General features: G+C 72.5%; 19 protein-coding genes and 1 pseudogene. 10 read left to right on the forward strand and 10 right to left on the reverse strand.

What is annotated here, in order from left to right; genetic code table 11:
- Nucleotides 1-9 precede the first annotated feature (9 nt).
- The 3 genes and pseudogenes from N5I75_RS14675 to N5I75_RS14685 form a co-directional block, all read right to left on the reverse strand.
- Nucleotides 10-2,574 (reverse strand): annotated as a pseudogene (locus N5I75_RS14675) (cation-translocating P-type ATPase); the annotation flags it as partial.
- Nucleotides 2,571-3,524: a polyphosphate kinase 2 family protein gene (locus N5I75_RS14680; RefSeq protein ID WP_476677622.1), complete on the reverse strand. Its 954-nt coding sequence runs from the start codon at nt 3,522-3,524 to the stop codon at nt 2,571-2,573. The gene N5I75_RS14680 and the pseudogene N5I75_RS14675, both read right to left, overlap by 4 nt.
- A 51-nt stretch (nt 3,525-3,575) precedes the next feature.
- On the reverse strand, nt 3,576-3,995 hold the full coding sequence (locus tag N5I75_RS14685; RefSeq protein WP_476677624.1) for a DUF7144 family membrane protein: 420 nt from the start codon (nt 3,993-3,995) through the stop codon (nt 3,576-3,578).
- Nucleotides 3,996-4,154: 159 nt separating this feature from the next.
- Here N5I75_RS14685 and N5I75_RS14690 point away from each other — a divergent pair, with 159 nt between their 5' ends.
- Nucleotides 4,155-5,534: an MFS transporter gene (locus tag N5I75_RS14690; protein WP_476677909.1), complete on the forward strand. Its 1,380-nt coding sequence runs from the start codon at nt 4,155-4,157 to the stop codon at nt 5,532-5,534.
- A gap of 88 nt (nt 5,535-5,622) precedes the next feature.
- Here N5I75_RS14690 and N5I75_RS14695 read toward each other — a convergent pair whose 3' ends face one another.
- The 5 genes from N5I75_RS14695 to N5I75_RS14715 all read right to left on the reverse strand — a co-directional run bounded on the left by N5I75_RS14695 (nt 5,623) and on the right by N5I75_RS14715 (nt 12,470).
- Nucleotides 5,623-6,240, reverse strand: coding sequence for an RDD family protein (locus N5I75_RS14695; RefSeq protein ID WP_476677626.1), 618 nt, complete (start codon nt 6,238-6,240; stop codon nt 5,623-5,625).
- Nucleotides 6,237-6,911, reverse strand: coding sequence for a hypothetical protein (locus N5I75_RS14700; protein ID WP_476677628.1), 675 nt, complete (start codon nt 6,909-6,911; stop codon nt 6,237-6,239). Before N5I75_RS14700 ends, N5I75_RS14695 begins: the two co-directional genes overlap by 4 nt.
- A gap of 28 nt (nt 6,912-6,939) precedes the next feature.
- Nucleotides 6,940-7,368 carry an STAS domain-containing protein gene (locus tag N5I75_RS14705; RefSeq protein WP_476677630.1) on the reverse strand — a complete coding sequence of 143 codons (429 nt, stop codon included), beginning with the start codon at nt 7,366-7,368 and terminating at the stop codon, nt 6,940-6,942.
- A 396-nt stretch (nt 7,369-7,764) separates the two neighbouring features.
- Nucleotides 7,765-10,518 (reverse strand): AAA family ATPase, encoded by a 2,754-nt coding sequence (locus N5I75_RS14710; RefSeq protein WP_476677632.1) that lies wholly within the window; start codon nt 10,516-10,518, stop codon nt 7,765-7,767.
- 65 nt (nt 10,519-10,583) lie between these two features.
- On the reverse strand, nt 10,584-12,470 hold the full coding sequence (locus N5I75_RS14715; protein WP_476677911.1) for an ABC transporter ATP-binding protein: 1,887 nt from the start codon (nt 12,468-12,470) through the stop codon (nt 10,584-10,586).
- Between the two features lie 104 nt (nt 12,471-12,574).
- Between N5I75_RS14715 and N5I75_RS14720 the strand changes: the two genes are divergently transcribed.
- The 3 genes from N5I75_RS14720 (at nt 12,575) to N5I75_RS14730 (ending at nt 14,564) form a co-directional block, all read left to right on the forward strand.
- Nucleotides 12,575-13,351 carry a crotonase/enoyl-CoA hydratase family protein gene (locus tag N5I75_RS14720; protein WP_476677633.1) on the forward strand — a complete coding sequence of 259 codons (777 nt, stop codon included), beginning with the start codon at nt 12,575-12,577 and terminating at the stop codon, nt 13,349-13,351.
- A gap of 108 nt (nt 13,352-13,459) precedes the next feature.
- Nucleotides 13,460-14,272, forward strand: coding sequence for an SAM-dependent methyltransferase (locus N5I75_RS14725; RefSeq protein ID WP_476677635.1), 813 nt, complete (start codon nt 13,460-13,462; stop codon nt 14,270-14,272).
- Between the two features lie 115 nt (nt 14,273-14,387).
- The gene (locus tag N5I75_RS14730; protein WP_394428759.1) at nt 14,388-14,564 is read left to right on the forward strand and encodes a hypothetical protein; all 177 of its coding nucleotides are present in this window, start codon (nt 14,388-14,390) and stop codon (nt 14,562-14,564) included.
- 12 nt (nt 14,565-14,576) lie between these two features.
- Here the strand turns inward: N5I75_RS14730 and N5I75_RS14735 are convergent, their stop codons facing one another.
- Nucleotides 14,577-14,720, reverse strand: coding sequence for a hypothetical protein (locus N5I75_RS14735; protein WP_476677638.1), 144 nt, complete (start codon nt 14,718-14,720; stop codon nt 14,577-14,579).
- Nucleotides 14,721-14,797: 77 nt separating this feature from the next.
- A complete protein-coding gene (locus N5I75_RS14740; RefSeq protein ID WP_476677640.1) occupies nt 14,798-15,709 on the reverse strand; it encodes a YceI family protein in 912 nt (303 codons plus the stop codon).
- Between the two features lie 374 nt (nt 15,710-16,083).
- Between N5I75_RS14740 and N5I75_RS14745 the strand changes: the two genes are divergently transcribed.
- The 6 genes from N5I75_RS14745 to N5I75_RS14770 all read left to right on the forward strand — a co-directional run bounded on the left by N5I75_RS14745 (nt 16,084) and on the right by N5I75_RS14770 (nt 23,041).
- Nucleotides 16,084-17,310 carry a hypothetical protein gene (locus tag N5I75_RS14745; protein ID WP_476677641.1) on the forward strand — a complete coding sequence of 409 codons (1,227 nt, stop codon included), beginning with the start codon at nt 16,084-16,086 and terminating at the stop codon, nt 17,308-17,310.
- Nucleotides 17,307-18,545, forward strand: coding sequence for a hypothetical protein (locus N5I75_RS14750; RefSeq protein WP_476677643.1), 1,239 nt, complete (start codon nt 17,307-17,309; stop codon nt 18,543-18,545). Before N5I75_RS14745 ends, N5I75_RS14750 begins: the two co-directional genes overlap by 4 nt.
- 217 nt (nt 18,546-18,762) lie before the next feature.
- Nucleotides 18,763-19,926, forward strand: coding sequence for an ROK family transcriptional regulator (locus tag N5I75_RS14755; protein WP_476677644.1), 1,164 nt, complete (start codon nt 18,763-18,765; stop codon nt 19,924-19,926).
- 52 nt (nt 19,927-19,978) lie between these two features.
- Complete coding sequence (locus N5I75_RS14760; protein WP_476677646.1) at nt 19,979-21,244, forward strand: ABC transporter substrate-binding protein; 1,266 nt, start codon at nt 19,979-19,981, stop codon at nt 21,242-21,244.
- On the forward strand, nt 21,244-22,212 hold the full coding sequence (locus N5I75_RS14765) for a carbohydrate ABC transporter permease (protein ID WP_476677647.1): 969 nt from the start codon (nt 21,244-21,246) through the stop codon (nt 22,210-22,212). Before N5I75_RS14760 ends, N5I75_RS14765 begins: the two co-directional genes overlap by 1 nt.
- On the forward strand, nt 22,205-23,041 hold the full coding sequence (locus N5I75_RS14770; RefSeq protein ID WP_476677649.1) for a carbohydrate ABC transporter permease: 837 nt from the start codon (nt 22,205-22,207) through the stop codon (nt 23,039-23,041). The genes N5I75_RS14765 and N5I75_RS14770 overlap by 8 nt, the downstream gene beginning before the upstream one ends.
- Nucleotides 23,042-23,047 lie beyond the last annotated feature (6 nt).

Raw genomic sequence — 23,047 nt, forward strand, 5'->3', positions numbered from 1 at the left:
GCGGTTGAAGACGTCGGTCTGGATGACGAGGATCGCGAGCACGAACTCGCCGAACACGGTCCAGTTGAGCTGCTTGCTGTCGAAGGTGTCGACCGTGAGGGCGGTCCGCGTCTGGTTGCGGCATTCGAGCGCGGCGACGATCAGGCAGAGCGCGAACGCGGTGAAGGCGATGGAGTTGCCGATCTCCGTGCTGTCGTAGCGCGCCCTGCCGAGTGCGAGCAGGGCGAGCAGCGAGGCGGCGATCACGACGCCGACGAGGCCGACGGTGAGCATCAGGCCGCCGGTCATGACGGGTTCGCCGCGCGGGCGCGGGCGGCGGTCCATGAGCCCGGCGCTGATCCGGTCGAAGCCGAGGGAGAAGCCGAAGGCCGCGTTGACGAAGAAGTGGATCCAGAGCACCTGGGCGGGGGTGAACGGTTCGCCGCCCGCGATGTCGAAGAGCGTCGCGCCGAGGAAGGTGAGCACGAAGACGACGAGGAGGACGAGGACGAACCGGATGTACTTGGTGAGGTTGTCGTAGATCTTCCGGCCCTGCTCGACGGCGTGGACGATCGTGGCGAAGTTGTCGTCGGAGAGGATCATGCGTCCGGCGTTCTTGGCGACCTCGGTGCCCGATCCCATGGCGATGCCGATGTCGGCGGCCTTGATGGCGGGCGCGTCGTTGACACCGTCGCCGGTCATGGCGACCACGTCGCCCTTCTCCTTGAGCACCTCGGCGAGCAGCACCTTGTGCTCGGGGGCGACCCGGCCTACGACCCCGATCCGGTCGATGCGGGCGAGGCGCTCCTCGGGCGGCAGGGCGGCGAAGTCGGCGCCGAGGATCGCCTCGCCCTCGATCCCGACCTGCTCGGCGACGGCCGCGCCGGTGACGACGTCGTCCCCGGTCACCATCCGTACGCGGATGTGGGCGGCCTGCGCGGCGGCCACGGCGGCGCGGGACTCCTCGCGCGGCGGGTCGACCATGCCGACGAGGCTGGTGACGCTCAAGTCCCGGACCAGGGCGAGGAGGTCGCCGTCCGGCGCGAAGAGCGCCGGGTCGATGTCGCGGGTGGCGGCGGCCATCACCCGGCGGCCCGCGCGGCTGATGCGGTCGATCTCGTCCTGGGCGCGGTCGCGCAGCGCGTCGTCGAAGGGGACGGCCTCGCCCCGGGACAGGGCGGTCGTGGTGCGCGCGAGGACGGCGGGCGCCGCTCCCTTCACGAAGCAGCGCACGACCTCCTCGCCTCCGCTGCCGCGGGCCGTGTGGAAGGTCGCCATCAGCTTGTACGCCGGGTCGAACGGCAGGGTGGCGAGGCGCGGGAGCCGTTCCCGGGTGGCGGTGACGTCGAGGCCCGCCTTGTGGCCGAGGACGAGCAGGGCGCCCTCGGTGGGATCGCCGACGACGTGCCCGTCGACGAGGGCCGCGTCACTGGCGACGAGGTAGGGCAGGATCGCCTCCTCGATGCTCGGCGTGGACCCGGCGGCGTGGTGGACGCGGCCCTCCAGGGAATAGCCGGTGCCGGAGACCGTGTACCGGTCGTAGGGGTCGACGACCTCGACGACGGTCATCTGGTTCATGGTGAGCGTGCCGGTCTTGTCGGAGTTGATCGCCGAGGTGAAGCCGAGTGTCTCCACCGACGGGAGGTCCTTGACGATGGCGTGCCTGCGGGCCAGGTCGAGTCCGCCGAGGGAGAGGATCGTCTGGGTGACCGTGGGCAGCGCCTCGGGGACGGCCGCGATGGCGAGGGAGACGGCGCTGACGAACAGCGCGTCCCACGCCTCGTCCCGCGAGCGCCCCAGGGCGAACATCACGACCATGGTGAGTCCGGCGGCGCCGACGATCCACAGCGTCAGCCGGTTCAGCTCGGTGGTCAGCGGCGACGGCTCCGGCCTGGTGGTCGTCAACATGCCGGAGATGCGGCCGAGTTCGGTGCCGGAGCCGGTGGCGGTGACGACGAGGACGGCGCTGCCGTGCGTGACCGGCGTGGTCATGAACGCCATGTCCGTCTGGTCGGCGGGCCCGAGCCCGTCCCCCCGCACGGGCGCGGCGTCCTTGGCGGCGGGCACGCTCTCCCCGGTGAGCGCGGACTCGTCGATCTGGAGGGCGCTCGCGCTCAGCAGGCGTCCGTCGGCCGGGACTTCGTCGCCCGCCGTGAGCAGCACGATGTCGCCGACGACGACCTCCTCGGCCGGAATCTCGGCCTCGGCGCCGTCGCGGCGCACGCGCGCGGTGGCCTTCGTCATCTCCTTCAGGGCGTTCATGGCGCTCTCCGCCTTGCCCTCCTGGCGGAGCCCGATCACCGCGTTGACGACGGTGAGGACGAGCAGCACGACCGCCGTCCCCCACTCCTGGATGGCCAGCGACACCACGGCGGAGGCGAGCAGGATGATCTGCATGTGCGAGGTGTACTGGCCGAGGAACCGGGACAGCGCGGACCTCGTGCGCTCCTGCGGCAGCGCGTTGGGCCCGTCCTCGCGCAGCCGCGTGGCCGCCGCCTGTGAGCTGAGACCCGTGGCCGGGTCGACCCCGAGCTCCCCGGCCACGGTCTCGGCGGGCCGCGCGTACCAGACGCGGGCCTCGGCTTGTGCGGTCATCGTCCGCCCCTCCGCCCGCCCCGGCCGCCGGGCGCCTCCTGCTCCAGGCGCCCCCGCTCCCGGGCGAGGGCGGCGCGGCTCTTGTCGTCGACCTCCGGGTAGCGCGGGTCGATCTCCATGAGCGTGTGGGCGAGGACGGCGGCCGCGCAGATCCGCGCGAACCACTTGCGGTCGGCGGGGATCACGTACCAGGGCGCCCACGGGGTGCTGGTGGCGGAGAGCATCTCGGCGAACGCGTCCTGGTAGGAGTCCCAGAACGCGCGCTCGCGGACGTCGGCGGCGGAGAACTTCCAGTTGCGCTCCGGCACGTCGATGCGTTTGAGGAAACGGGTGCGCTGCTCCTCCTTGGAGAGGTTCAGGAAGAGCTTCACGACGTGGAAGCCGTTCTCGGTGAGGTAGCGCTCCCAGTCGTTGATCTGGCGGTAGCGGCGCTGCCAGATCCTCTTGTCCGTGGCCTCGTCCGGCAGCCCCTGCCGGGTGAGGTGCTCCGGGTGCACGCGGACGACCAGGACCTCCTCGTAGTGCGAGCGGTTGAAGATGCCGATCTCGCCCCGGCGCGGGAGGTCGCGGGCGTAGCGCCAGAGGTAGTCGTGGCTGAGTTCGTCGGTGGAGGGCACCTTGAACCCGGCCACCCGCACGCCCTGCGGGTTGACGCCGCTCATCACGTGGCGGATGGTGCCGTCCTTGCCGCCCGCGTCGAGCGCCTGGAGACAGAGCAGGACGCCGTGGCTGCCCTCGGCCGCGAGGCGCCGCTGGTACTCCGCGAGCAGCGTGACGCCGGAGCGCAGCAGCTCCTCGCCGGCCTTCTTGTTCTTGACGCCCGCCTTGTACGCGGGGTCGTAGTCCTTGGCCAGGCGGACCCGGGTGCCGGGTTCCACCCGCAGCGGCGCGATGAACCCGGCGATCCGCTCGGCCCTCTCGTCCGTCGTCCGTGCCGGTCCGTCGCGCATGCGTCACCTCGCCTGGTCAAGGAGTTCTTCCGGTCGGACACGGGTGTCCCGTCAGATGAGGGTGTCCCGACGCACCACGCAGAGCGCCCAGATGATGAACGCGTTCAGGGCGATCAGCGTGATGGACCAGAACGGGTAGTACGGGATGGAGAGGAAGTTGGCGATGATCAGGAGTCCGGCGAGGGCGACGCCGAGGACGCGGGCCCATTTGACGGCGGCGAAGAGGCCGAGGCTCACGGCGACCGCGACCGCGCCGATCAGCATGTGGATCCAGCCCCAGGCCGTCAGGTCGAACTGGAAGACGTAGTCGCGTGTCGTCAGGAAGACGTTGTCCTCCAGGACGCCCATGAGACCGCGGCAGAAGCCCAGGATGCCGGAGATGAAGAGCATCACCGCCGCGAAGACGGTCAGTCCGCCGGCCGCCGCCTCCTTCGCGCTGGTGCGGTGGTGCGGGGTCGTCGAGGTGGCCATGACAGGACCTCCGTGCGTGTGGAGGGTGCCCGATGCACCGCTGCGGAACGAGTGTTGCTCCCGGTGGGCCCCCTCGGTCGTCACCCTCCGAGGGTGACGACCGGGCGGAGGGCGGCCACGACCCTGGCGGTCGTCCCGCCCCCGATCGGAGGCAAGCCGATGACCGTGCCGTCCCGTCCGAGCGGAGCGGGCGCCGAGCGCGCGTGGCCGCGCCGGCTCCTCGCGCCGCTCGCCCTCGCGCAGTTCATCTGCAGCTTCGCCGGGTCGAACATGAACGTGATGATCAAGGACATCAGCGAGGACCTGGACACCACGGTGCAGGGCGTGCAGACCGCGATCACCGTGTTCCTGCTGGTCATGGCCGCGCTGATGATCCCCGGCGGTATCCTCACCGACCGCTACGGCCGCAAGCGCTGCCTCATCGCCGGTCTGCTGATCTACGGGGTCGGGGCCCTGCTCAGCGCGGCCGCGCCCGGCCTCGGCATCCTCATCCTGGGCAACTCGATCCTGGAGGGCATCGGCACGGCGCTGCTCATCCCGCCCGTCTACATCCTCACCACCCTGCTGTTCACCGAGGTCTCCGACCGGGCCCGCGCGTTCGGGGCGATCATGGCGCTGGGCGGCGTAGGCGCGGCGGCCGGTCCGCTGATCGGCGGCCTCATCACCTCGGCGATCAGCTGGCGGGCGTCCTTCGTCTTCCAGGCCCTGGTCATCGCGGTCATCATCCTGCTGACCCGCAAGCTGGAGGATCCGCTGCCGCCGGACCCGCACTGTCACTTCGACACGGTCGGCGCGGTGCTCTCGGCCGGGGGCCTGGTCCTGCTCGTCACCGGCATCCTCGTCACGGACGACAACGGCTGGCTGGCGCTCGGTCTGCTGGCCGTCGGCGCCCTGATCCTGGTGGCGTTCTTCGGCTGGGTCCGCTCGAAGGAGCGCAAGGGCCAGAAGGCGCTGCTGCCGACGTCCCTGTTCCACAACCGCACCTCCAACCTCGGCCTGATCACGCAGCACGTGCAGTGGCTGGTGCTGATGGGCGTCTCGTTCGTGGCGGCCACGTACCTCCAGGTCGTACGGGGCTACGACGCGATCAGCACCGGCGTCATCTTCACCGCGTCGACCGTGGGCCTGCTCGCGTCGTCGCTCGGCGCGGAGCGCTTCGCGAAGCGGCGGGCGCAGCGCACGCTCGTCATGGCGGGCTTCCTCACGACGGTCACCGGCATCGGTGTCCTGATCGCCCTCGCCGAGGTCACCAACAAGGCGTGGGCGTTCACCCCCGGTCTGCTCCTGATCGGCCTGGGCCTCGGCCTGATGCTGACCCCGTCGGTGAACGTCGTCCAGTCCGCCTTCCCCGACGATCTCCAGGGCGAGATCTCGGGCCTCTCCCGCTCGATCTCCAACCTCGGCTCCTCGGTCGGCACGGCGGTGGCAGGCACGATCCTGGTGGCGAACCCGGCGACGGGCCCGTACGTCACGGCGCTGGTGGTCCTCGGCGCGATCGGCCTGGGCGGCCTGGCGGCGGGAGCGCTGCTGCCCCGCTGATCAAGGCCCTCCGGCGATTTCGGAGCCGGGTCCGGGGCGGAGCCCCGCGGTCTCCGCGACAGCCCGGCCCCGCGGACGCGGCAGCGTCTCAGCGCCCGTCGTACCGCACGCCGCTCCGGACCACCAGATCGGGCACCGACGCCCGCCGCCTGCTGCACGGCACCCACAGCAGCCCGAGCGGGAACAGCAGGCTGACCAGGGCCCGTAGCAAGGAGCGCGGCGCGCCGAGCCGGCCGCCCGCGCGGTCCCCCACCCGCACCCCCATCAGGCGCGCCCCCACGGTCTGCCCGGTCGTGGCCCACGAGCCGCCGAGATAGCAGAGGGCAAAGGCCCACCCGAGCACCCCCGACAACCACCCGGGCACCTCCGGCACCCGGAACGGCGGCCCCGAGACGAGCAGCAGCGTGCAGGCGGCGCCCAACTGCACGACGACGGCGGTGAGTGCGACGACGACCGCGTCGACGAGCGCGGCGACCCCGCGCGACACGATCCCGGCGATCTCCGTCCCGGGGGCGGGCGCGATGGCGCGGGCCCCGCCGTCCCGGTGGACGGCCGGACCGCTGCCCCGGTGGACAGCCCGCCCGCTGTCCCTCCCCGGCGCACGACCACCGCACCACCCCTCGCCGTCCCGGTCGGCGACCGGATCGCCGTTCCTCCCCTGGGCACGACCGCCGTGCCATGCCCCGCTGTCCCGGGCGGCGGTCACGGAGGCCCGCCGTTCCCGCGCGGGGCACTGTTGTCCGCCCGCCCGGCCGGAGGCCCCCCGTTCCGTCCGAAGGCCCGGTCCGCCAGCCGGTTCACGGCGTGGTCGCCGCGCCTGCCGAGGACGCGGATCGCCGCCCCGGTGTCGGCGGCCATCCCGCCGCCGGTCTCCCGTACGATCCGCCCGAGATCGATCTCCCGCAGCACGTCACGGGTGAGCCCGACGAGATCGATCCGGGCGATGACCCGGTCGATGTCGACCTGGTCGGCGACCCGGTCCACGTCGACCCGGTCGGCGACCGCCGCCACGTCGATCCGGGCCGCGACCCGGTCCACGTCGACCTGATCCGCGATCCGGTCCACATCCACGCGGGCCACGATCCGCGCCACGTCGACCCGGTCGGCCACCCGGTCCACGTCGATGCGGGCCGCGACCCGCTCCACGTCCACCCGATCGGCCACCCGGTCCACATCCACCCGATCCGCAACCCGGTCCACATCCACCCGCCCGGCGACCCGCTGGACGTCCACGCGGTCCGCGACCCGGTTCACGTCCACCCGGGCCACCACCGCGTCCAGGTCGATCCGGTCGAGCACCGAGTCGACCACCACCCGTACGGCGGCGCTCGCCACCCGGTCGACGGCCCCGAGGGCGCATCGCGCCGGCCACGTCATCAGAGCCGTCCACCCGTACCCGTCCGCGTCATGTCCCAGCCTCATCACCAGACCGCAGCAGCCGGTCGGGCGCGGGGCATCCTCCGTTGCGGGTGAGCCGGGACGGCGGCGGCGCCAACTCCGCCACCCACCGCGGGAGTTCGGGCACGCTCTCCTCCCGGACCACGGCGAACGCCAGCCCGTGCCGGTCCGCCAGGACCCGCGCCAGGCTCAGCGCGCTGAGCCCGCCGGGTCCGACATTCCCCACGCGCCGCAGGTCGAGGAGGACGGCGCTGCTGCCGGGGCGGATGACGCCGTGCAGCAGACGCCCGAGGGACGCCTCGGCGGCGGGCCCCAGCTCCGCCCGCAGTTCGATCACCAGGCACCCGGCGACGTACCGCACGGCGACCGGCGACGGACGGTCCGAGAGCCGTGCGGTCCGCAGGCGGCGCAGCCGCAGCGCGGGCGTCCATGCCATGGTGGCCCCCCTGAGAGCCGGTCCCCGAAACACGAGGCGAACACGAAAGGCGAACACGAACGGCCACGAAGCGCGCGGCGGACGCACACCGTGGCGCCCTGGCCACAGGCGGGGCAGGGGCCGTTCGGCCCTCACCCGCAGGGCCGTTCGGCCCCGCTCCCCCGCCCTCCGGCGCGTACAGCAACCGCCGTACGCCCCTGGTCCGCGATCCCAGGGTTTTCACCGTGGCCCGCAAGGCCGCCCGGGTCCATCGTGGAGACACGGAAGCGCACGGGGCTTTCGACCGCGGGGGGATCTACGGGGGTCTCAACGGGGGACAATCGGGGGACGGGGGTGCCCATCAGGGCACCCCCGCTGTTCTGTGCCGAGGCGTCTTCGCCAGGACGAGAACGCGGTTCACGCCTCACTGGAATGGCTCAGCAACCGCACGAGCTGCGCTCTGCGATGCACCCCGTCCAGCTTCCGGTAGATGTTGCCCAGGTGGAACTCGACCGTCTTGACGCTGAGGAAGAGCTGTTCGGCGGCCTCGTGGTTGGTGACGCCACGGCCGACGGCAAGGGCGACGCGCAGCTCCTGCGGGGTGAGGCCGTCCAGCGGCGCGGGGCCCGTACGGACCTGGTCGCCACCGGCCGCGTGCAGCTCGGCCGCCGCCCGCGCCGCCCACCCGGCCGCCCCGAGCCGCTCGAACGTGGCGAGCCCGCGCCGCAACCACCGCCGCGCCTCGTCACGACGCCCCTGCCGCCGCAGCAGCTCCCCCCGCGTGAACTCGGTGCGCCCCCGCTCGAACGGCGCCACCACTCCCCCGAGATGGAGCAGCGCCCGGTCCAGGTGCCGCTCGGCGTCGCCCGGTTCGAGCATGGCCCGGCAGCGCGCGGCAGCCGCGGCGGCGATGGGGCGGTGCCCGCGCCCCGCCTCGTGCTCCAGGACGCGCAGCACGTCGTACGCCTCGTCGGTGCGGTGGAGGTGGGCGTAGGCGTCGGCGAGGTCGGCGGCCCAGGAGAGGTAGAGGCCGTCGCCGCGCCCGTTGGCGACGGAGAAGTCCCGTACGTTCTCCAGGTGGCGGGCGGCTTCCTCGTGGCGGCCGAGGCCGAGTTCGAGGAGGCCGAGGGCGCCGTGGGCGCGGGCCGCGTCCATGGGCAGGTCCGCGGCGGCGGCGAGCGCGGCGGCCTGGGCGCCGTGGCGGCGGCAGTCCGTCTCGCGGTGGAGGGCGGCCTCGGCCTTGGCCTGCGCGGCGAGCGCCCGGCACACCTCGATGACGCGCCCGGTGTCCTCGCCGAGCCGCGCGGACTCGTCGGCGTGGGCGAGCGCGGAGGTCCACTGGCCGCGCCAGAACTCGATCACCGACAACGTACCGAGCAGATGCGCCAGCAGCCCGACCGTGCTGGCGGCGCGCGCGGCGTGCACGGCCCGGTCGAGCAGGGCGTGCCCCTCGTCCAGCTCCTCGGCGGCCAGGTAGCAGAGGCCGCCGACGCCGGAGACCGGGTACGGGAAGGACAGGTCCGGTTCGGCGAGGGGTTTCTCCAGTTCGTGGAGCAGGGCCCGGCCGTCCTCCGCGTCGCCGCCGAGGAGCTGGACGAGCGCGTGCAGGAGGCGTACGGGCAGGGCGGCGGGCGCGTCGGTGAAGGCCTCGACGATGCGCATGGACTCGTCGGAGGTGGCGCGGGCGGCGGTGAGGTCGCCGACGGCGAGTTCGGTGAGGGTGACGCCGCCGAGCATGACGGCGGCGAGCGCGGGGTCGACGCTCCGGGCCTCGTCGACGGCGGCCCGCAGCTCCTCGCTCGCACGGGCCGGGCGACCGCGCTGGATGTCGACGTAGCAGAGCAGTTGGCGCACGTCGAGGCGGGTGCGCGGCCGGGTGGCGTGGCCGAGGGCGCGGTCGAGGAGCCCTGCGGCCTCGTCGAGCGACCCGGCGGCCTGCGCGGCGCGGGCGGCGGACAGCAGGCGGCCCGCCTTGTGCTCGCCCTCCGGGGTGAAGCGGGCGGCGTGCGCGTAGAGGCGGGAGGCGAGCGGGAAGGCGAGGCTCGCGGGCCCAGCGGAGGCTGCGCGTTCGAGGGCGGCGGCGACCTGTTCGTCGGGGTCGGCGCCGGACTCCGCGAGGTGCCAGGCGTACCGCTCAAGGGCGGTGGGGGCCTGGGCGTCCTGGAGCGCGCGGGCCACGGTGCGGTGGGCGCGCCAGCGGCGCACGGCGCTCGCCCCGTGGTAGACGCCGGAGCGGACGAGCGGGTGGCGGAAGACGTACGCGCCTTCTTCGACGGTCACCAGGCCCGCGCGCTCGGCGGGTTCGAGCGAGGCGTAGGTCAGCCCCTGGTCGCGCAGGACGCGTTCGGTACCGGCGAGGGGGCGCGGGCCCAGGACGGCGAGCAGCAGCATGGCGTCCTGCGTCCGGACGGGCAGCCGGGCGATGGCGCTGTGGAAGGTGCGGGCGAGCATCTCGCCGATGGGCAGCGGGGCCCCGGTGTCGCGCCGGTGGCCGCCGCGCGCGAGCAGGGCGGGCAGTTCGACCAGGGCGAGCGGGTTGCCGCGCGCTTCGGAGAGGAGCCAGGTGATGTCGCGCGGGGACAGTGGCTCGTCGGCGACCAGGGTGCGCGCGGCGTCGGTGTCGAGCCCGCGCAGGGTGAGGGTCTCCACGGGGGCGAGCCGGGAGGCGGCCTCGTCGGTGTCGCGGGTCGCGAAGAGGGCGACGACCCCTTCGCGGCCGAGCCTGCGCGTGGCGAAGGCGAGGGAGTCCAGGGAGTACGGATCGAGCCATTGCGCGTCGTCGACGACGACCAGGACGGGCCCGGACTCGCTGACCGCGCCGAGCAGGCTGAGCGTCCCGGCGGCGACGGCGAACCGGTCCTGGGCGACGGCCGGGCCGAGCGCCAGCGCGCCGGTGAGGGCCGCCGCCTGCCGGCCCGGAATGCGCTTCAGGTGGTCGGTGACCGGCCGGAAGAGGTCGGCGAGGCCCACGTAGGGCAGTTGCGACTCGGTCTCGATGCCGTGGGTGCGCAGCAGGGTGAGGTCACCGGCGACCGACTCGGCGTAGCGGAGCAGGCTGCTCTTGCCGATACCGGCCTCGCCCCGGATGACAAGTGCCGCGCTCCGCCCCGTACGCGCGTCGTCGATCAGGTCGGCGATCCGAGCGCATTCCGCTGTACGACCCAGCAGCATGGACTCAGGGTAACCGCGCTCCCGCCGCCGTCCCATAGGTCAACTCGGCCGATCTGCACGGGAGTTCAGGCCGCTTCCGGCGCGGCCTCCTCCGGGGCGAACTGGGTGCGGTACAGCTCCGCGTAACGTCCGCCCGCGGCGAGCAGGGCGGTGTGCGTGCCGCGCTCCACGATCCGGCCGTCCTCCACGACGAGGATCTGGTCGGCGGAGCGGATGGTGGAGAGGCGGTGGGCGATGACGATGGCCGTGCGGTCGGTGAGCGCCTCGGTCAGGGCCTCCTGGACGGCGGCCTCGGAGGTGTTGTCGAGGTGGGCGGTGGCCTCGTCGAGGATGACGACGCGCTGGCGGGCGAGGAGGAGGCGGGCGATGGTCATGCGCTGGCGTTCGCCGCCGGAGAGCCGGTAGCCGCGCTCGCCGACGACGGTGTCGAGCCCGTCCGGCAGTTCGCGCACCAGGTGGTCGAGGCGGGCGCGGCGCAGGACGTCCCAGAGTTCGTCCTCGTCGGCGTCCGGCCTGGCGAGGAGCAGGTTGGCGCGGACCGTGTCGTGGAAGAGGTGGCCGTCCTGGGTGACCATGCCGAGCGTTCCGCGCAGGGCGGGTGCGCTCAGGTCGCGTACGTCGACGCCGCCGATGCAGACGGCGCCCGCGTCGGTGTCGTAGAGGCGGGGCAGGAGTTGCGCGATGGTCGACTTGCCCGCGCCCGAGGAGCCGACGAGGGCGACGGTCTGGCCGGGTTCGGCGCGGAAGCTCACGCCGTGCAGGACCTCGGCGCCACCGCGGGTGTCGAGCGTGGCGACCTCTTCGAGGGAGGCGAGGGAGACCTTGTCGGCGGAGGGATAGCCGAAGCGGACGTCGTCGAACTCGACGGCGACGGGCCCGTCCGGCACCTCGCGGGCGTCCGGTTTCTCGTCGATCAGCGGCTTGAGGTCGAGCACCTCGAAGACCCGCTCGAAGCTGACCAGGGCGCTCATCACCTCGACGCGGGCCCCGGCCAGGGAGGTCAGCGGCGCGTACAGGCGGGTGAGGAGCAGGGCGAGAGAGACGACGGCGCCCGCTTCGAGGGTGCCATCGAGGGCGTAGTAGCCGCCGAGGCCGTAGACCAGCGCCAGGGCCAGGGCCGAGACGAGGGTGAGCGCGGTGATGAACGCGGACTGCGCCATCGCCGTCCGCACCCCGATGTCGCGGACGCGGCGCGCCCTCGCGGCGAACTCGGCGGACTCCTCCTCGGGTCGGCCGAAGAGCTTCACCAGGGTGGCGCCGGGCGCGGAGAACCGCTCGGTCATCCGCGTGCCCATGGCGGCGTTGTGGGCGGCGGCCTCGCGCTGGAGGCGTGCCATGCGGCTGCCCATGCGGCGCGCGGGCAGCACGAAGACGGGGAGCAGGAGCAGGGCGAGGAGGGTGATCTGCCAGGACAGGGTGAGCATGACGGCCAGGGTCAGCACGAGCGTGACGATGTTGCCGACCACGCCGGACAGGGTGTTGCTGAAGGCGCGCTGGGCGCCGATCACGTCGTTGTTGAGACGGCTGACGAGCGCGCCCGTACGGGTGCGTGTGAAGAACGCGACCGGCATCCGCTGCACGTGGTCGAAGACAGCGGTCCGCAGATCCAGGATGAGGCCCTCGCCGAGGTTGGCCGAGAGCCAGCGGGCGAGCAGACCGATGCCCGCCTCGCCGAGCGCGATGACGGCGATGAGTACGGCGAGCCGGACCACCTCGCCCTGGTCCTTGCCGCCCACGATCGCGTCGACGACGTGCCCGGCGAGGACCGGCGTCGCCACCGCCAGCAGCGCCCCGACCACGCTGAGCAGCACGAACTGGATGATGCGGCGCCGGTGCGGCCGGGCGAAGGCGGCGATCCGGCGCAGGGTCGCGCGGGCGAAGGGCCGCTTGTCCGGGCCGCCGTTCTGGGCGTTCATGACGCTGTGGAGCTGCGTCCAGGCTGTGGTTTCCATGCTCATGCGGACGACAGTAGGACCTCAACCAATCTTGAGGTCAAGGAAACGGGGGCGGTGCCGAGGGGTGGGGCCGGGCAGGCGGACCGTGGCAGGATGCGCGCATGTCGACCGCCCGTTCGTCCGTCCGCGTGGAACGCCGAGGTCATGTCAGCACCGTCGTCCTGGACCGCCCCGAGGCGCGGAACGCGGTCGACGGGCCGACCGCCGCGCAACTGGTTGCCGTCTTCCGGGAGTTCGAGGCCGATGACACGGCGCGGGTGGCGGTCCTCTGGGGCGCGGGCGGCACGTTCTGCGCGGGCGCCGACCTCAAGGCCGTCGGCACGGAGCGCGGCAACAAGGTCACCCAGGAAGGTGACGGGCCGATGGGCCCGACGCGGCTGCGCCTGACGAAGCCGGTGATCGCCGCCGTCAGCGGGCACGCCGTCGCGGGCGGCCTCGAACTCGCCCTCTGGTGCGACCTGCGGGTCGTCGAGGAGGACGCCGTGTTCGGCGTGTTCTGCCGCCGCTGGGGCGTCCCGCTGATCGACGGCGGCACGGTGCGGCTGCCCCGCCTGATCGGCGAGAGCCGCGCCATGGACCTCATCCTCACCGGCCGCCCGGTCCCCGCGCAGGAGGCGTACGAGATCGGGCTCGCCAACCGCCTGGTCCCGCCGGGCCGCGCGCGGGCCGCGGCCGAGGCCCTCGCCGCCCAGCTGGCCGCCTTCCCCCAGGCGTGCCTGCGCAGCGACCGGGCGTCCGTACGGGAGCAGGGCGGGATGGACGAGGAGACGGCGATGCGGGCGGAGCTGCGGCACGGGGCGGGCGTCCTGGCGGAGGGGGTCGAGGGGGCGGGACGGTTCGTGGCGGGGGAAGGCAGGCACGGCGCTTTCGGAGCCTGAGCGGCCGCCGCGCTGCGGCTCAGCCGATCACGCCCCGCACGGCACCCCCGTACGGCAGGATGATCGGACGCACGCGCGAACAGGCCACGACGAAATCGGAGTTGTCTCATGACCGACCCGTCCCCCGTCGCCCCGTCGGCCATCGACACCAGTAAGGCGCATCCGGCGCGGGTGTACGACTGGTTCCTCGGCGGCAAGGACAACTACCCGGTCGACGAGGAGATCGGGCGGCAGATCACGGCGATGGAGCCGACGGCCAAGTACGGGGCGCGGCACAACCGCTGGTTCATGCAGCGGGCGACGCGGATGCTCGCGGCGCGGCTCGGGGTGCGCCAGTTCCTCGACATCGGCACGGGCATACCGACCGAGCCGAACCTGCACCGCATCGCCCAGACCGCGGCGCCCGAGTCGTCCGTCGTCTACGTCGACAACGACCCGATCGTGCTCGCTCACGCGGAGGCGTTGCTGCGCGGAACGCCGGAGGGCGTGACGCGGTACGTGCAGGCCGACGCCCGGGACCCGCAGAAGATCCTGGAGCTGGCGGGCGAGATCCTGGACCTCGACCGCCCGGTCGCGCTCTCGCTGATCGCGCTCCTGCACTTCATCCCGGACGACCAGGGGGCGTACGACATCATCCGTACGCTGGTCGACGCGCTCCCCTCGGGCAGCCACCTGGTGCTTTCGCAGCTGGCGTCGGACTACGACCCCGAGCGCACGAAGGCCGCCGTGGCGATGTACGCGGCGGGCGGGGTGACACTGGTGCCGCGCTCCCGCGAGGAGATGACGAAGTTCTTCACGGGCCTGGAACTGCTCGACCCGGGCGTGGTCTGGCTGCCGGACTGGCACCCGGAGCTGGCCGTCGACGAGGAGCGGGACGGCACACCCGTACCGCTGTACGCGGGGGTGGCACGCAAGCCGTGAGGCGAGACGGGCGCGGACCCGGTAAGGGTTGCCCGACATGGCGAACATCACACATGGCGATGCCCACGTGACGGAACGGAGCGCACAGCCGTACCGATCCCCTACCCTCTTTCACATGTCCTCCACTCCCACCCCGCGCTCCGCCCGTTCCGCCGATGTGGTCAACCAGCAGATCCGCGACCTGTGGGCGCGCACTGGTGGCCAGTTGACCGCCGAGGACAGGGCGGAGTACGAGGCATTGGTCACGGAGTGGGCGACGGTGGCCGGTGAAGGACTCGTGCAGAGGGCGTGACCCCGGCGCGGATCAGGACTGCGGCCGGCTGCCGTGGTTCGCGGCGTGCTTGCGGCGGGCCTTCTTCTTGCGGCGACGCTTCGAGGACATGACTGCCTCCGGTGGCTCTGCGGGCGTGACTGAGCGCGGCTTCTCACCGCACGGCGAACTGGACATTTCGCCCACTCATCACCATTCCACAGCCTCTGGCGCGCCGCGATGTCAGCGCCACCCGCGCCGCCACTGGAGAACTCCTACTCCGGCGGCGTCGGCGTGTCGTGGTTGCGGTGCATCGCCTGGACGTCCAGTTCGAGCTTGACCGTGGGGCCCACTACGGCGATGCCTCGGGCCAGCATGGTGCGCCAGTTGAGGGTGTAGTCCTCGCGATGGAGTTCGGCCGTGGCGAGGGCCGCGCAGCGGAGTTCTTCGGCGTAGCCGCCGTTGACGACGCCGAGGTAGTTGGTGTCAAGGTCGACGGTGCGGCTGACGCCGTGCATGGTGAGGGCGCCCTGGAGGGTCCACTTGGAGCCGCCGCGGTAGAGGAAGCGGTCGGAGGAGAAGTGGATGTAGGGGTAGTTCTCGACGTCCAGGAAGTCGGCCGAGCGCAGATGGTTGTCGCGGGTGTTGTTGCCCGTGTCGATCGACGCCGCGTCGATGCGGACCTCCACCCGGGAGTCCGCCATGTCGGGCGCGACGTGGATGCCGCCCTCGAAGCGGGTGAAGCGGCCGTGGACGTGGGCCATGCCGACGTGCTTGGCGATGAACCGGATCGCGGTGTGCGGCGGGTCGAAGAGCCAGGTGCCGGTGGAGGGGAGTTCCGGGGCGCGGCCGGGGTGGAGCTGGACGGAGGTGAGGGGGACGGTCGTGTCGGCGAGGACGTCGATGGTCTGCTGGTGCGGCTGCAGCCCCTCCGCCGCGAGCAGCACGCCGTAGCGCCCCGCGCGCAGCGTGAGGAAGACCAGGCCGTACGGGTCCGTCGTGGCCTTCGCCGCGACCTGTCCCGTGCCGGTGTCCGTGACGGTGACCTCCGCGCCCGGCATCGGCTGCCCGACCGGGTCGGTGACCTGGCAGTGGAAGGCGCCCGCGCCCGACGGCACGGGGTGCGCGAGACCGGCTCCGCGCGCCGCGGAACGGGCCCGTTTGCGGCGGAACAGGGCAAGAGGCATGACAGCGGCCTTTCCGGGATGATCAATCGACCCCCGACACCCTGCCATGGCCCTGACCGGCGCAAATAAGGCGGAATCTCGTATTCCGCTCCCTCGCGCCCACCGTTTCACAACATCTCCTCAAACGAAGATTCGAGACAAGCGCGCCCTTTTCCCAAGCTCACCCGGCTCACCCGGCTCACCCAGCTCACTTGGCTCACCCGACTCACCCCGGCACCGACGGTGCGGACAGCGCCGACGCGCCCGGCGTATGTTCCGCGCCACATGTGCGCGGCCCCGGCGCGCGGCGTTGACTGTGTCCGAACGGCTCTGCCAAGGTCACCACTCCCGTCACGCCGCCCCCCGAACGAGGGATTGAGGAGATCCCGGCCCCCATGAACCGCCACGACCCCGCGCTCGCCCCCGTGCCCGCCCCCCAGGCCACGGCTGCCGCCCCCTGGCGTCACTTCGCCACCACGTACTGGTCGAACTGGGCGAAGGAACCGGTGGTCGTGCCGGACGCGCCCGGCCCCGGCCTCGACGCCGCGCAGGCGCACCGCCTCCTGGTGGCCGCGGCCACCGCCCCCGAGCCGACCGTGACGCGGCTCGCCGTCGCGGACGGCGTGCTCCGCCACCCCGGACCGCTGCTGCCGTCACCGGCCGACCGGAGCACCGCCGACTATGCCGCCCGCCTGGCCGGGCACCGGCAACTGGGCTCCACGGGCTGGCTGTTGACCGCCCGGAACGCCTTGCACCTCGACTTCTCCCTCTGGTCGCGCGTCCGTGCCGCCGTGGCGGGGTTGTGGCCGCACGTCGGTCTGCCCCCGCTGCCCGTCACCGCGGAGCTGGCGGTCGGCACCCGGCACCGGACCGCCGAGGACCCGCACGAACGCCCCGACGCGGCAGTGCTCATCTGGGTCCTCGACGGCTCGCTCACCCTGCGGGTGCGGCCCGAGCACACCGGCACCGAGTACGAACTGCACGCCACGCAGGGCGACTTGGTGTACTGGCCCGCGGGCAGCACCCACCTTGAGGACCGTACGCGGCTGTGCACAACCCTGCGACTGACCGTGCCGACGCGCTCCACCTCGGCCCTCACCCACGTCGGCGACGTGCTCGCCGACGTCCTGCGCCACCACCCGCTCCCCGGCGACGACCAGGCCACCCTCCCGCACCCCGCACCGGCCGCACCCGACGGACGCCTCACACCCGCACCCCGGTTCACCGAACCCGCCCGGCGCTACGTGGCCGCCCTGACCGGTGACGAACCCGAACGCGCGCTGCTGCTGCGCTGGGCCGCCCTGCTCTCCGCCGCCGGACTGGACCCGGCCCCGCCGCCCCGTCCCGGCGTCCCCTTCGCCCCGGGCCGGCGATTACGGCGCACAGCGGAGATACTGCGCCTGCGCCCCGACACGGGCCCGCCGCTCTGGGCCGCCAACGGGCACGCGGGGCACCTCACCTCCCCCGCCGCACAGCGCGCCCTAACCCGCCTCGCCGACGCCGCGCGGACCACCGCCCTCGCCCCGGCCGCACTCCGCGACGGCACCCATCCCGGCGACCCGCACGTGCACCGCCTGCTCGCCGCGTTGTACCGGGTCCGCGCCGTGGAGCTGGTCGCATGACCCCCTCCGCGGCGACCGGTGTCGACGTCCTGGAGACCTTCGACTGGGACCTGTTCGTCGACACGTACTGGGACCGGCGTCCGGTGCTCATCACCGGCGGCGCGCTCGCCACCGCACCCGTCGACGCCCAGGGAGTCAATTCGCCCTTCGACGCCCGCAGAGTCACCGGCACAGTCACCGCTCCTTTCGACGCGCACGAGGTCTTCGAGAGCGCCGTCACGGCCGCGCGGCGCCCCGCCTCCCCGGACACCGGCTTCTCGCTCGGCCCGCGACGCCTCACCGACCCCGGGGACCTGCTGCCGCAGCCCGAGGACGGCTCCTTCGCCCGGTACGACCGGCGGCTCCTCGTTCGGACGGGCTCCGAGCCGTTCACCCTCCTCGTGCGCGGGCTGCACACATATCACCACCCCGTGTGGCTCAGGGCGCGGAATTTCCTGTCCGGCCTGTGGGACCGCACGGGCCAGCCGCTGCTCGGCGCGAGCACCACCCTGCACCATGGGGTGTGCGGTCCCGCCGCGACTCCGTACGGCCGCCCGCACACACGTGTCGCCACGTTTCTCTTCACCCTGCTCGGGCGGCCCCGGCTGCGCCTCGCGCGGCACACCGCATGGTCGACCGTCCACCTCGCACCCGGCGACCTGCTCTACCGGCCCGCCGGTCAGCGCTACGAGGTCGAGGCGAGCGGCGCCCCGGCCGCCGTCGTGCGCCTCGGCATACCCCGCGCCGCGCCCCGGCCGGGGCACGGGTTGCGTTCCCTGCTCGTGCCCGCGCCCGACCCGGCGTCCCCGCAGGGAGGGCAGGGCGGCGCCGACATCCTCGTACGCGCGTCGTCGGAGGCCGGGGCGGACCGGTTGCCGGCCGTGCTCGCCGAGGCGCTCGGCCACTACCGCGAGGCCGCGCGGCCCGCGGCGCTGCGGCGGCGGATGGTGCGGGAGGCGCTGCTGCACGCCACGGACGGCGGGCTGCGGCCGGTGCCGCCACCCGCCCGGCCCGGGCGCTTCACCGAGGACGACTCCGTACGGGCCGTCGAGCGGGTGCTCTGGGCGGAGGCCGGCGGGCGGTGCCTCGTGGCGGCGTGCGGGCACGTCATCGAGACGGAGCTGACGGCGCCCGAGCTCTCCGCCGTGGTCGGTCTGCTGAACGCCGGGGTGACGGTGGGCGTGGCCGAACTCGCGCCCTCGGCCCGAGCGTTGCTGTCGCGGCTGGCTGGTTTCCGGGCCGTCGAGCGGGTGTGAACCCCGCCTGAGCTCGGCTCAACTGCCCCTCATCCGCCCCTCATCCGCCCCTCTCGTACTGCGCGGACGTATTGCGAAACAGCTCTGCGTAATTTTCGTGCGGGCAGACTTCCCAAGGTGCCGTGGTTATGCAACAGTCCTGCGCATTACGGTCGACAGGTCGGCCGTACGGACGGTCGGACGGTCGGACGGGGTCGGCCCGGGAGGGGAACAGGCCATGACGGTGCACGACAGGGCCCGCGGGCACGACCTCGCGGCGCTGCGCGGTCTCAACACCGCCGTGGTGCTGCGGGCGTTGCGGCGCGAGAGCCCGCAGACCGTCAGCACCCTCGCCACCAGCACCGGGCTCTCCCGCCCGACCGTCGAGGCGCTCGTGGAGGAGCTGGCCGGGCAGGGGTGGATCGCGGAGACCGACATCCCGGCGGCCGGGCGTGCGCCGGGGCGGCCCGCGCGCCGCTTCCGGTTCCGCGCCGAGGCCGGGCACGTGATCGGCGTCGACATGGGTCTGCGGAAGCTGGTGCTGCTGCTCGCGCGGCTCGACGGCGAGGTGGTCGCCCGGCACCGCGAGGAGTTCCCGGCCGAACTCTCGGGCGCCGAGCGCATCGAGCTGCTCCGCTCCAGGCTGCGGCGGTTCCTCACAAGGCAGGAGCTCGGCCCGGACGACGTGTGGTCGGTCGGTGTCGGTGTGCCCGGCATGGTCGACGACACCGGGCGGATCCTGTCGGTGGTCGTCCCCGACTGGACCGATCTGGACCTCGCGCGGCGCCTCGCGGACGACGTCCCCTGCCGTGTCTTCGTCGAGAACGACGTCAACCTCGCCGTCCTCGCCGAGCACTGGCGGGGCGCCGCCGTGCTCGCCGACGACGTGGCGTGCGTGCTCGTGGGGCGGCGCATCTCGTGCGGCGTGATGATCGACGGCAAGCTCCACCGGGGCCGCCGCGGCGGCGCGGGCGAGCTGGGCATCCTGCCCCAACTCGGCCTGGAGGAAGCCGGAAAGGTGCTGGCCTGGGACGGTGAGCGGCGCGACGGCGAGTCCGGCTCGGACGCCCTCGCGCGGGCCGTCCGCGCCGGGGACCCGGCGGCCCTCGACGTCCTCGACCGCTACCTCGCCGGGGTCGCGCCCGGGATCGCGGCGCTCGTCCTCGCCCTCGACCCCGAACTGCTCGTCCTGTCCGGCGCCCTCGCCCCCGTCGGCCCGCCCCTCGGCCCGCTCCTCACCGAACGGCTGCGCCCCCTCACCCTGCACGTGCCGCGGATCGCGGTCAGCACGCTCGGCCGCGAAGGCGTGGCCCTGGGCGCGGTGCGCCGCGCCCTGGACGCGGTCGAGGCACACCTCCCCGACGTGGCGGGCCCGTTACGGCCGTCCGCCGCCAAGCACTGAACTCCGCCAGGCAGCAGACACCCCGACTCCATCGACCCGACCGGAGACGCGTATGCGCAGGAGAACGCTGATCGCCGGTGCGCTCGCGGCGACCCCGATCGTCGCGGGCTGCAGCAGCGGCGGCACGATGTCCGACTCCACCGCGGCGGGAGGCCGCACGACCCTCTCGTACGGCATCTGGGACCCCGCGCAGGCGCCGGGCGTGGAAGCCATCATCAAGGAGTTCGAGCGGGCAAACCCCGGGATCACCGTCGAGATCCAGGTCACGCCCTGGTCCTCGTACTGGACGACGCTGCGCACCTCGATGCGCGGCGGCACCGCCCCCGACGTGTTCTGGATGAACGCGGTCAACATCCAGCTCTACGCGGCCAACGGCGTCCTGGAACCCCTGAGTGCACACATAGCCCGGGACAACACACCCGTCGGCAAACACCCGAAGGCGCTCGTCGACATCTACGCGTACCAGGGCAAGCAGTACGGCCTCCCGAAGGACTTCGACACCGTCGGGCTCTGGTACAACAAGGCGCTCTTCGACAAGGCGGGTGTGCAGTACCCGGACGAGAGCTGGACCTGGGACGACGTCCGGGACGCGGCGCGTGAGCTGACGAACCCCAGGACGCGGGTGTACGGGATCGCCGCCGAGATGGACCGGCAGGCCAAGTTCTATCCGACGATCTTCGGCGCCGGCGGCTACGTGCTGCGCGACGGACGCTCCGGGTTCTCCGACCCCCGTTCCCTCGAAGGGCTGCGGTTCTGGACGGACCTGGTCGACCGGGGCTGGTCACCGCCGCAGAGCGCCATGTCGGAGGTGCGGGCCCGCAACCTGTACCTCTCCGAGCAGGTGGCGATGAACTACGACCTCTCCGCGATGGCGTCGTTCATGTACGCGGCGCCCGCCATCAAGGACCACGGCGGCGTCACCGTCCTGCCCAGGGGCCGCGAGCGGGCCACCGTGATCCACGGCCTCGCCAACGTCATCAGCGGCAAGTCGACCAAGAAGGAAGCGGCCTGGAAGTTCGTGGACTTCATGGCGCGGCGCGAGGCCGCCGAGATCCAGGCCAAGGGCGGCATCACCATCTCCAGCTACGAGGGGACGCAGGACGCCTGGCTGAAGTCGATGCCGGAGTTCGGCCTCAAGTGCTTCATCGACATGCTCGACTACGCGGTCCCGTACCCGAGTTCGCGCAACACGGCCGTCTGGGAGGACCAGGAGTATCTACTCCTCGGTGCCCCCTTCAGCGGCAAGGGCGGCGTCGAGCAGGCGGCACGCACACTCGCGCAACAGATGGACCGGGCCCTCGACGAGGAGGACAAGTGATGGCCGTGTTCCCGTCGACGGCCGCCGCGGAGGCGGAAGGACGGATCAGGAAACCCCGCACCAAGGCCGGCCCCGACGGCGCGGCGAGAGGCCCCAACTCACGGACGCAGAAAGCCGCGTACCTCTTCATAGCCCCGATCGGCATCGGCTTCCTGGTGTTCTACATCTGGCCGCTGATCCAGACGTTCGGCTTCAGCTTCACCCACTTCGGCCCGTTCGGCGGCAACACCTGGACCGGCGGCGACAACTACGCGCGGGTCGTCGGCGACGTCACGGTGTGGCGCGCGCTCGGCAACACACTCCTGTACGGGGCGATCGGCCTGATCACGCTGCCGCTCTCCATCGTCGTGGCGGCGCTGTTGAACCGGCGCGGGCTGCGCGGCGTGGGCGTCTACCGGGCCCTGTACTTCATCCCGTTCGTCACGCTCCCGGTCGCCGTCGGCCTCGTCTGGAACTGGCTGTACAACGGGAACTTCGGCCTCCTGAACGAGATGCTGTCCTGGTTCGGCGTCTCGCGGCACTTCTGGGCCTCGGACCCGTCGACCGCGCTGTGGGCCATCGGCCTCGTCTCGGTGTGGCAGAGCGTCGGCTACTACCTCATCATCTTCATCGCGGGGATCAAGGGCATTCCGCAGGACTACTACGAGGCGGCGGAGCTGGACGGGGCGGGCCCCGTGCGCCGCTTCTTCACGATCACGCTGCCGCTGCTGAGCCCGAGCATCTTCTTCGCGGCGGTCATCTGCGTGATCAACTCACTGCAGATGTTCGACCTCATCTACGTGATGATGTCCCCCACCAACCCGGCGCTCGGCTCCACGCAGTCCGTGGTCAGTCTCTTCTACCAATGGGCGTTCCAGCAGAACAACCAGGGCGCGGCGGCCGCGCTCGCGTTCCTCCTGATGCTGCTCACCGCGGCGCTGACCCTCCTCCAGTTCCGCCTCCAGAAGAAGTGGGTGCACTATGCGTGACCGCCTGCGCGGACTGAACGGCGGCTCTGTCGCCACGCACGCCCTGCTCTCCCTCGGCGCGCTCGTCATGGTCTTCCCGTTCCTGTGGCAGCTCCTGACCGCGCTCAAGACGCTGCCGGAGGCCGTGCACGTACCGACGACGTTCTTCCCCGAGAGCTGGAACTGGACGGCGTTCCACGACGTGTTCACGGCGCTCCCGTACGGGGAGATGCTGGGCAACAGCCTCATCAACACGGTCGGGCGGACCGTGGGCCAGCTCGTGTTCTGCTCGCTCGCCGCGTACGCCTTCGCGCGGATGCGGTTCCGGGGCAGGAACGTGCTGTTCGCGCTGTTCCTCTCGGTCCTTCTCGTCCCGTCGTCGCTGCTGATCCTTCCGCAGTACGACATCATCCAGCGGCTCGGGCTGCTGAACTCGCCGCCCGCGCTGTTCCTCCCCGGCATGTTCAGCGCGTTCGGCACGTTCATGCTCCGCCAGTTCTTCCTCTCCCTGCCGCGCGAGCTGGAGGAGGCGGCGCGGATCGACGGCGCGGGCCCGTTCCGGATCTTCTGGTCGATCATGCTGCCGCTGATCCGGCCCGCGCTCGCCGCGCTCGCCGTCATCACGGCGATGTGGTCCTGGAACGACCTGCTGTGGCCGCTCGTCGTGAACACCGACCCGGCGAAGATGCCGATCAGCGCGGGACTGACCTCCCTGGAGGGGCAGTTCGAGACCAACTACCCGGTCATGATGGCCGGTTCGCTCATCGCGAGCCTGCCGATGATCCTGCTCTACCTGTTCCTTCAACGGCACTTCGTGCAGGGCGTCGCCCAGAGCGGCACGAAGGGCTGACCCCCA

This window comes from Streptomyces sp. R818 (genome assembly GCF_056172735.1).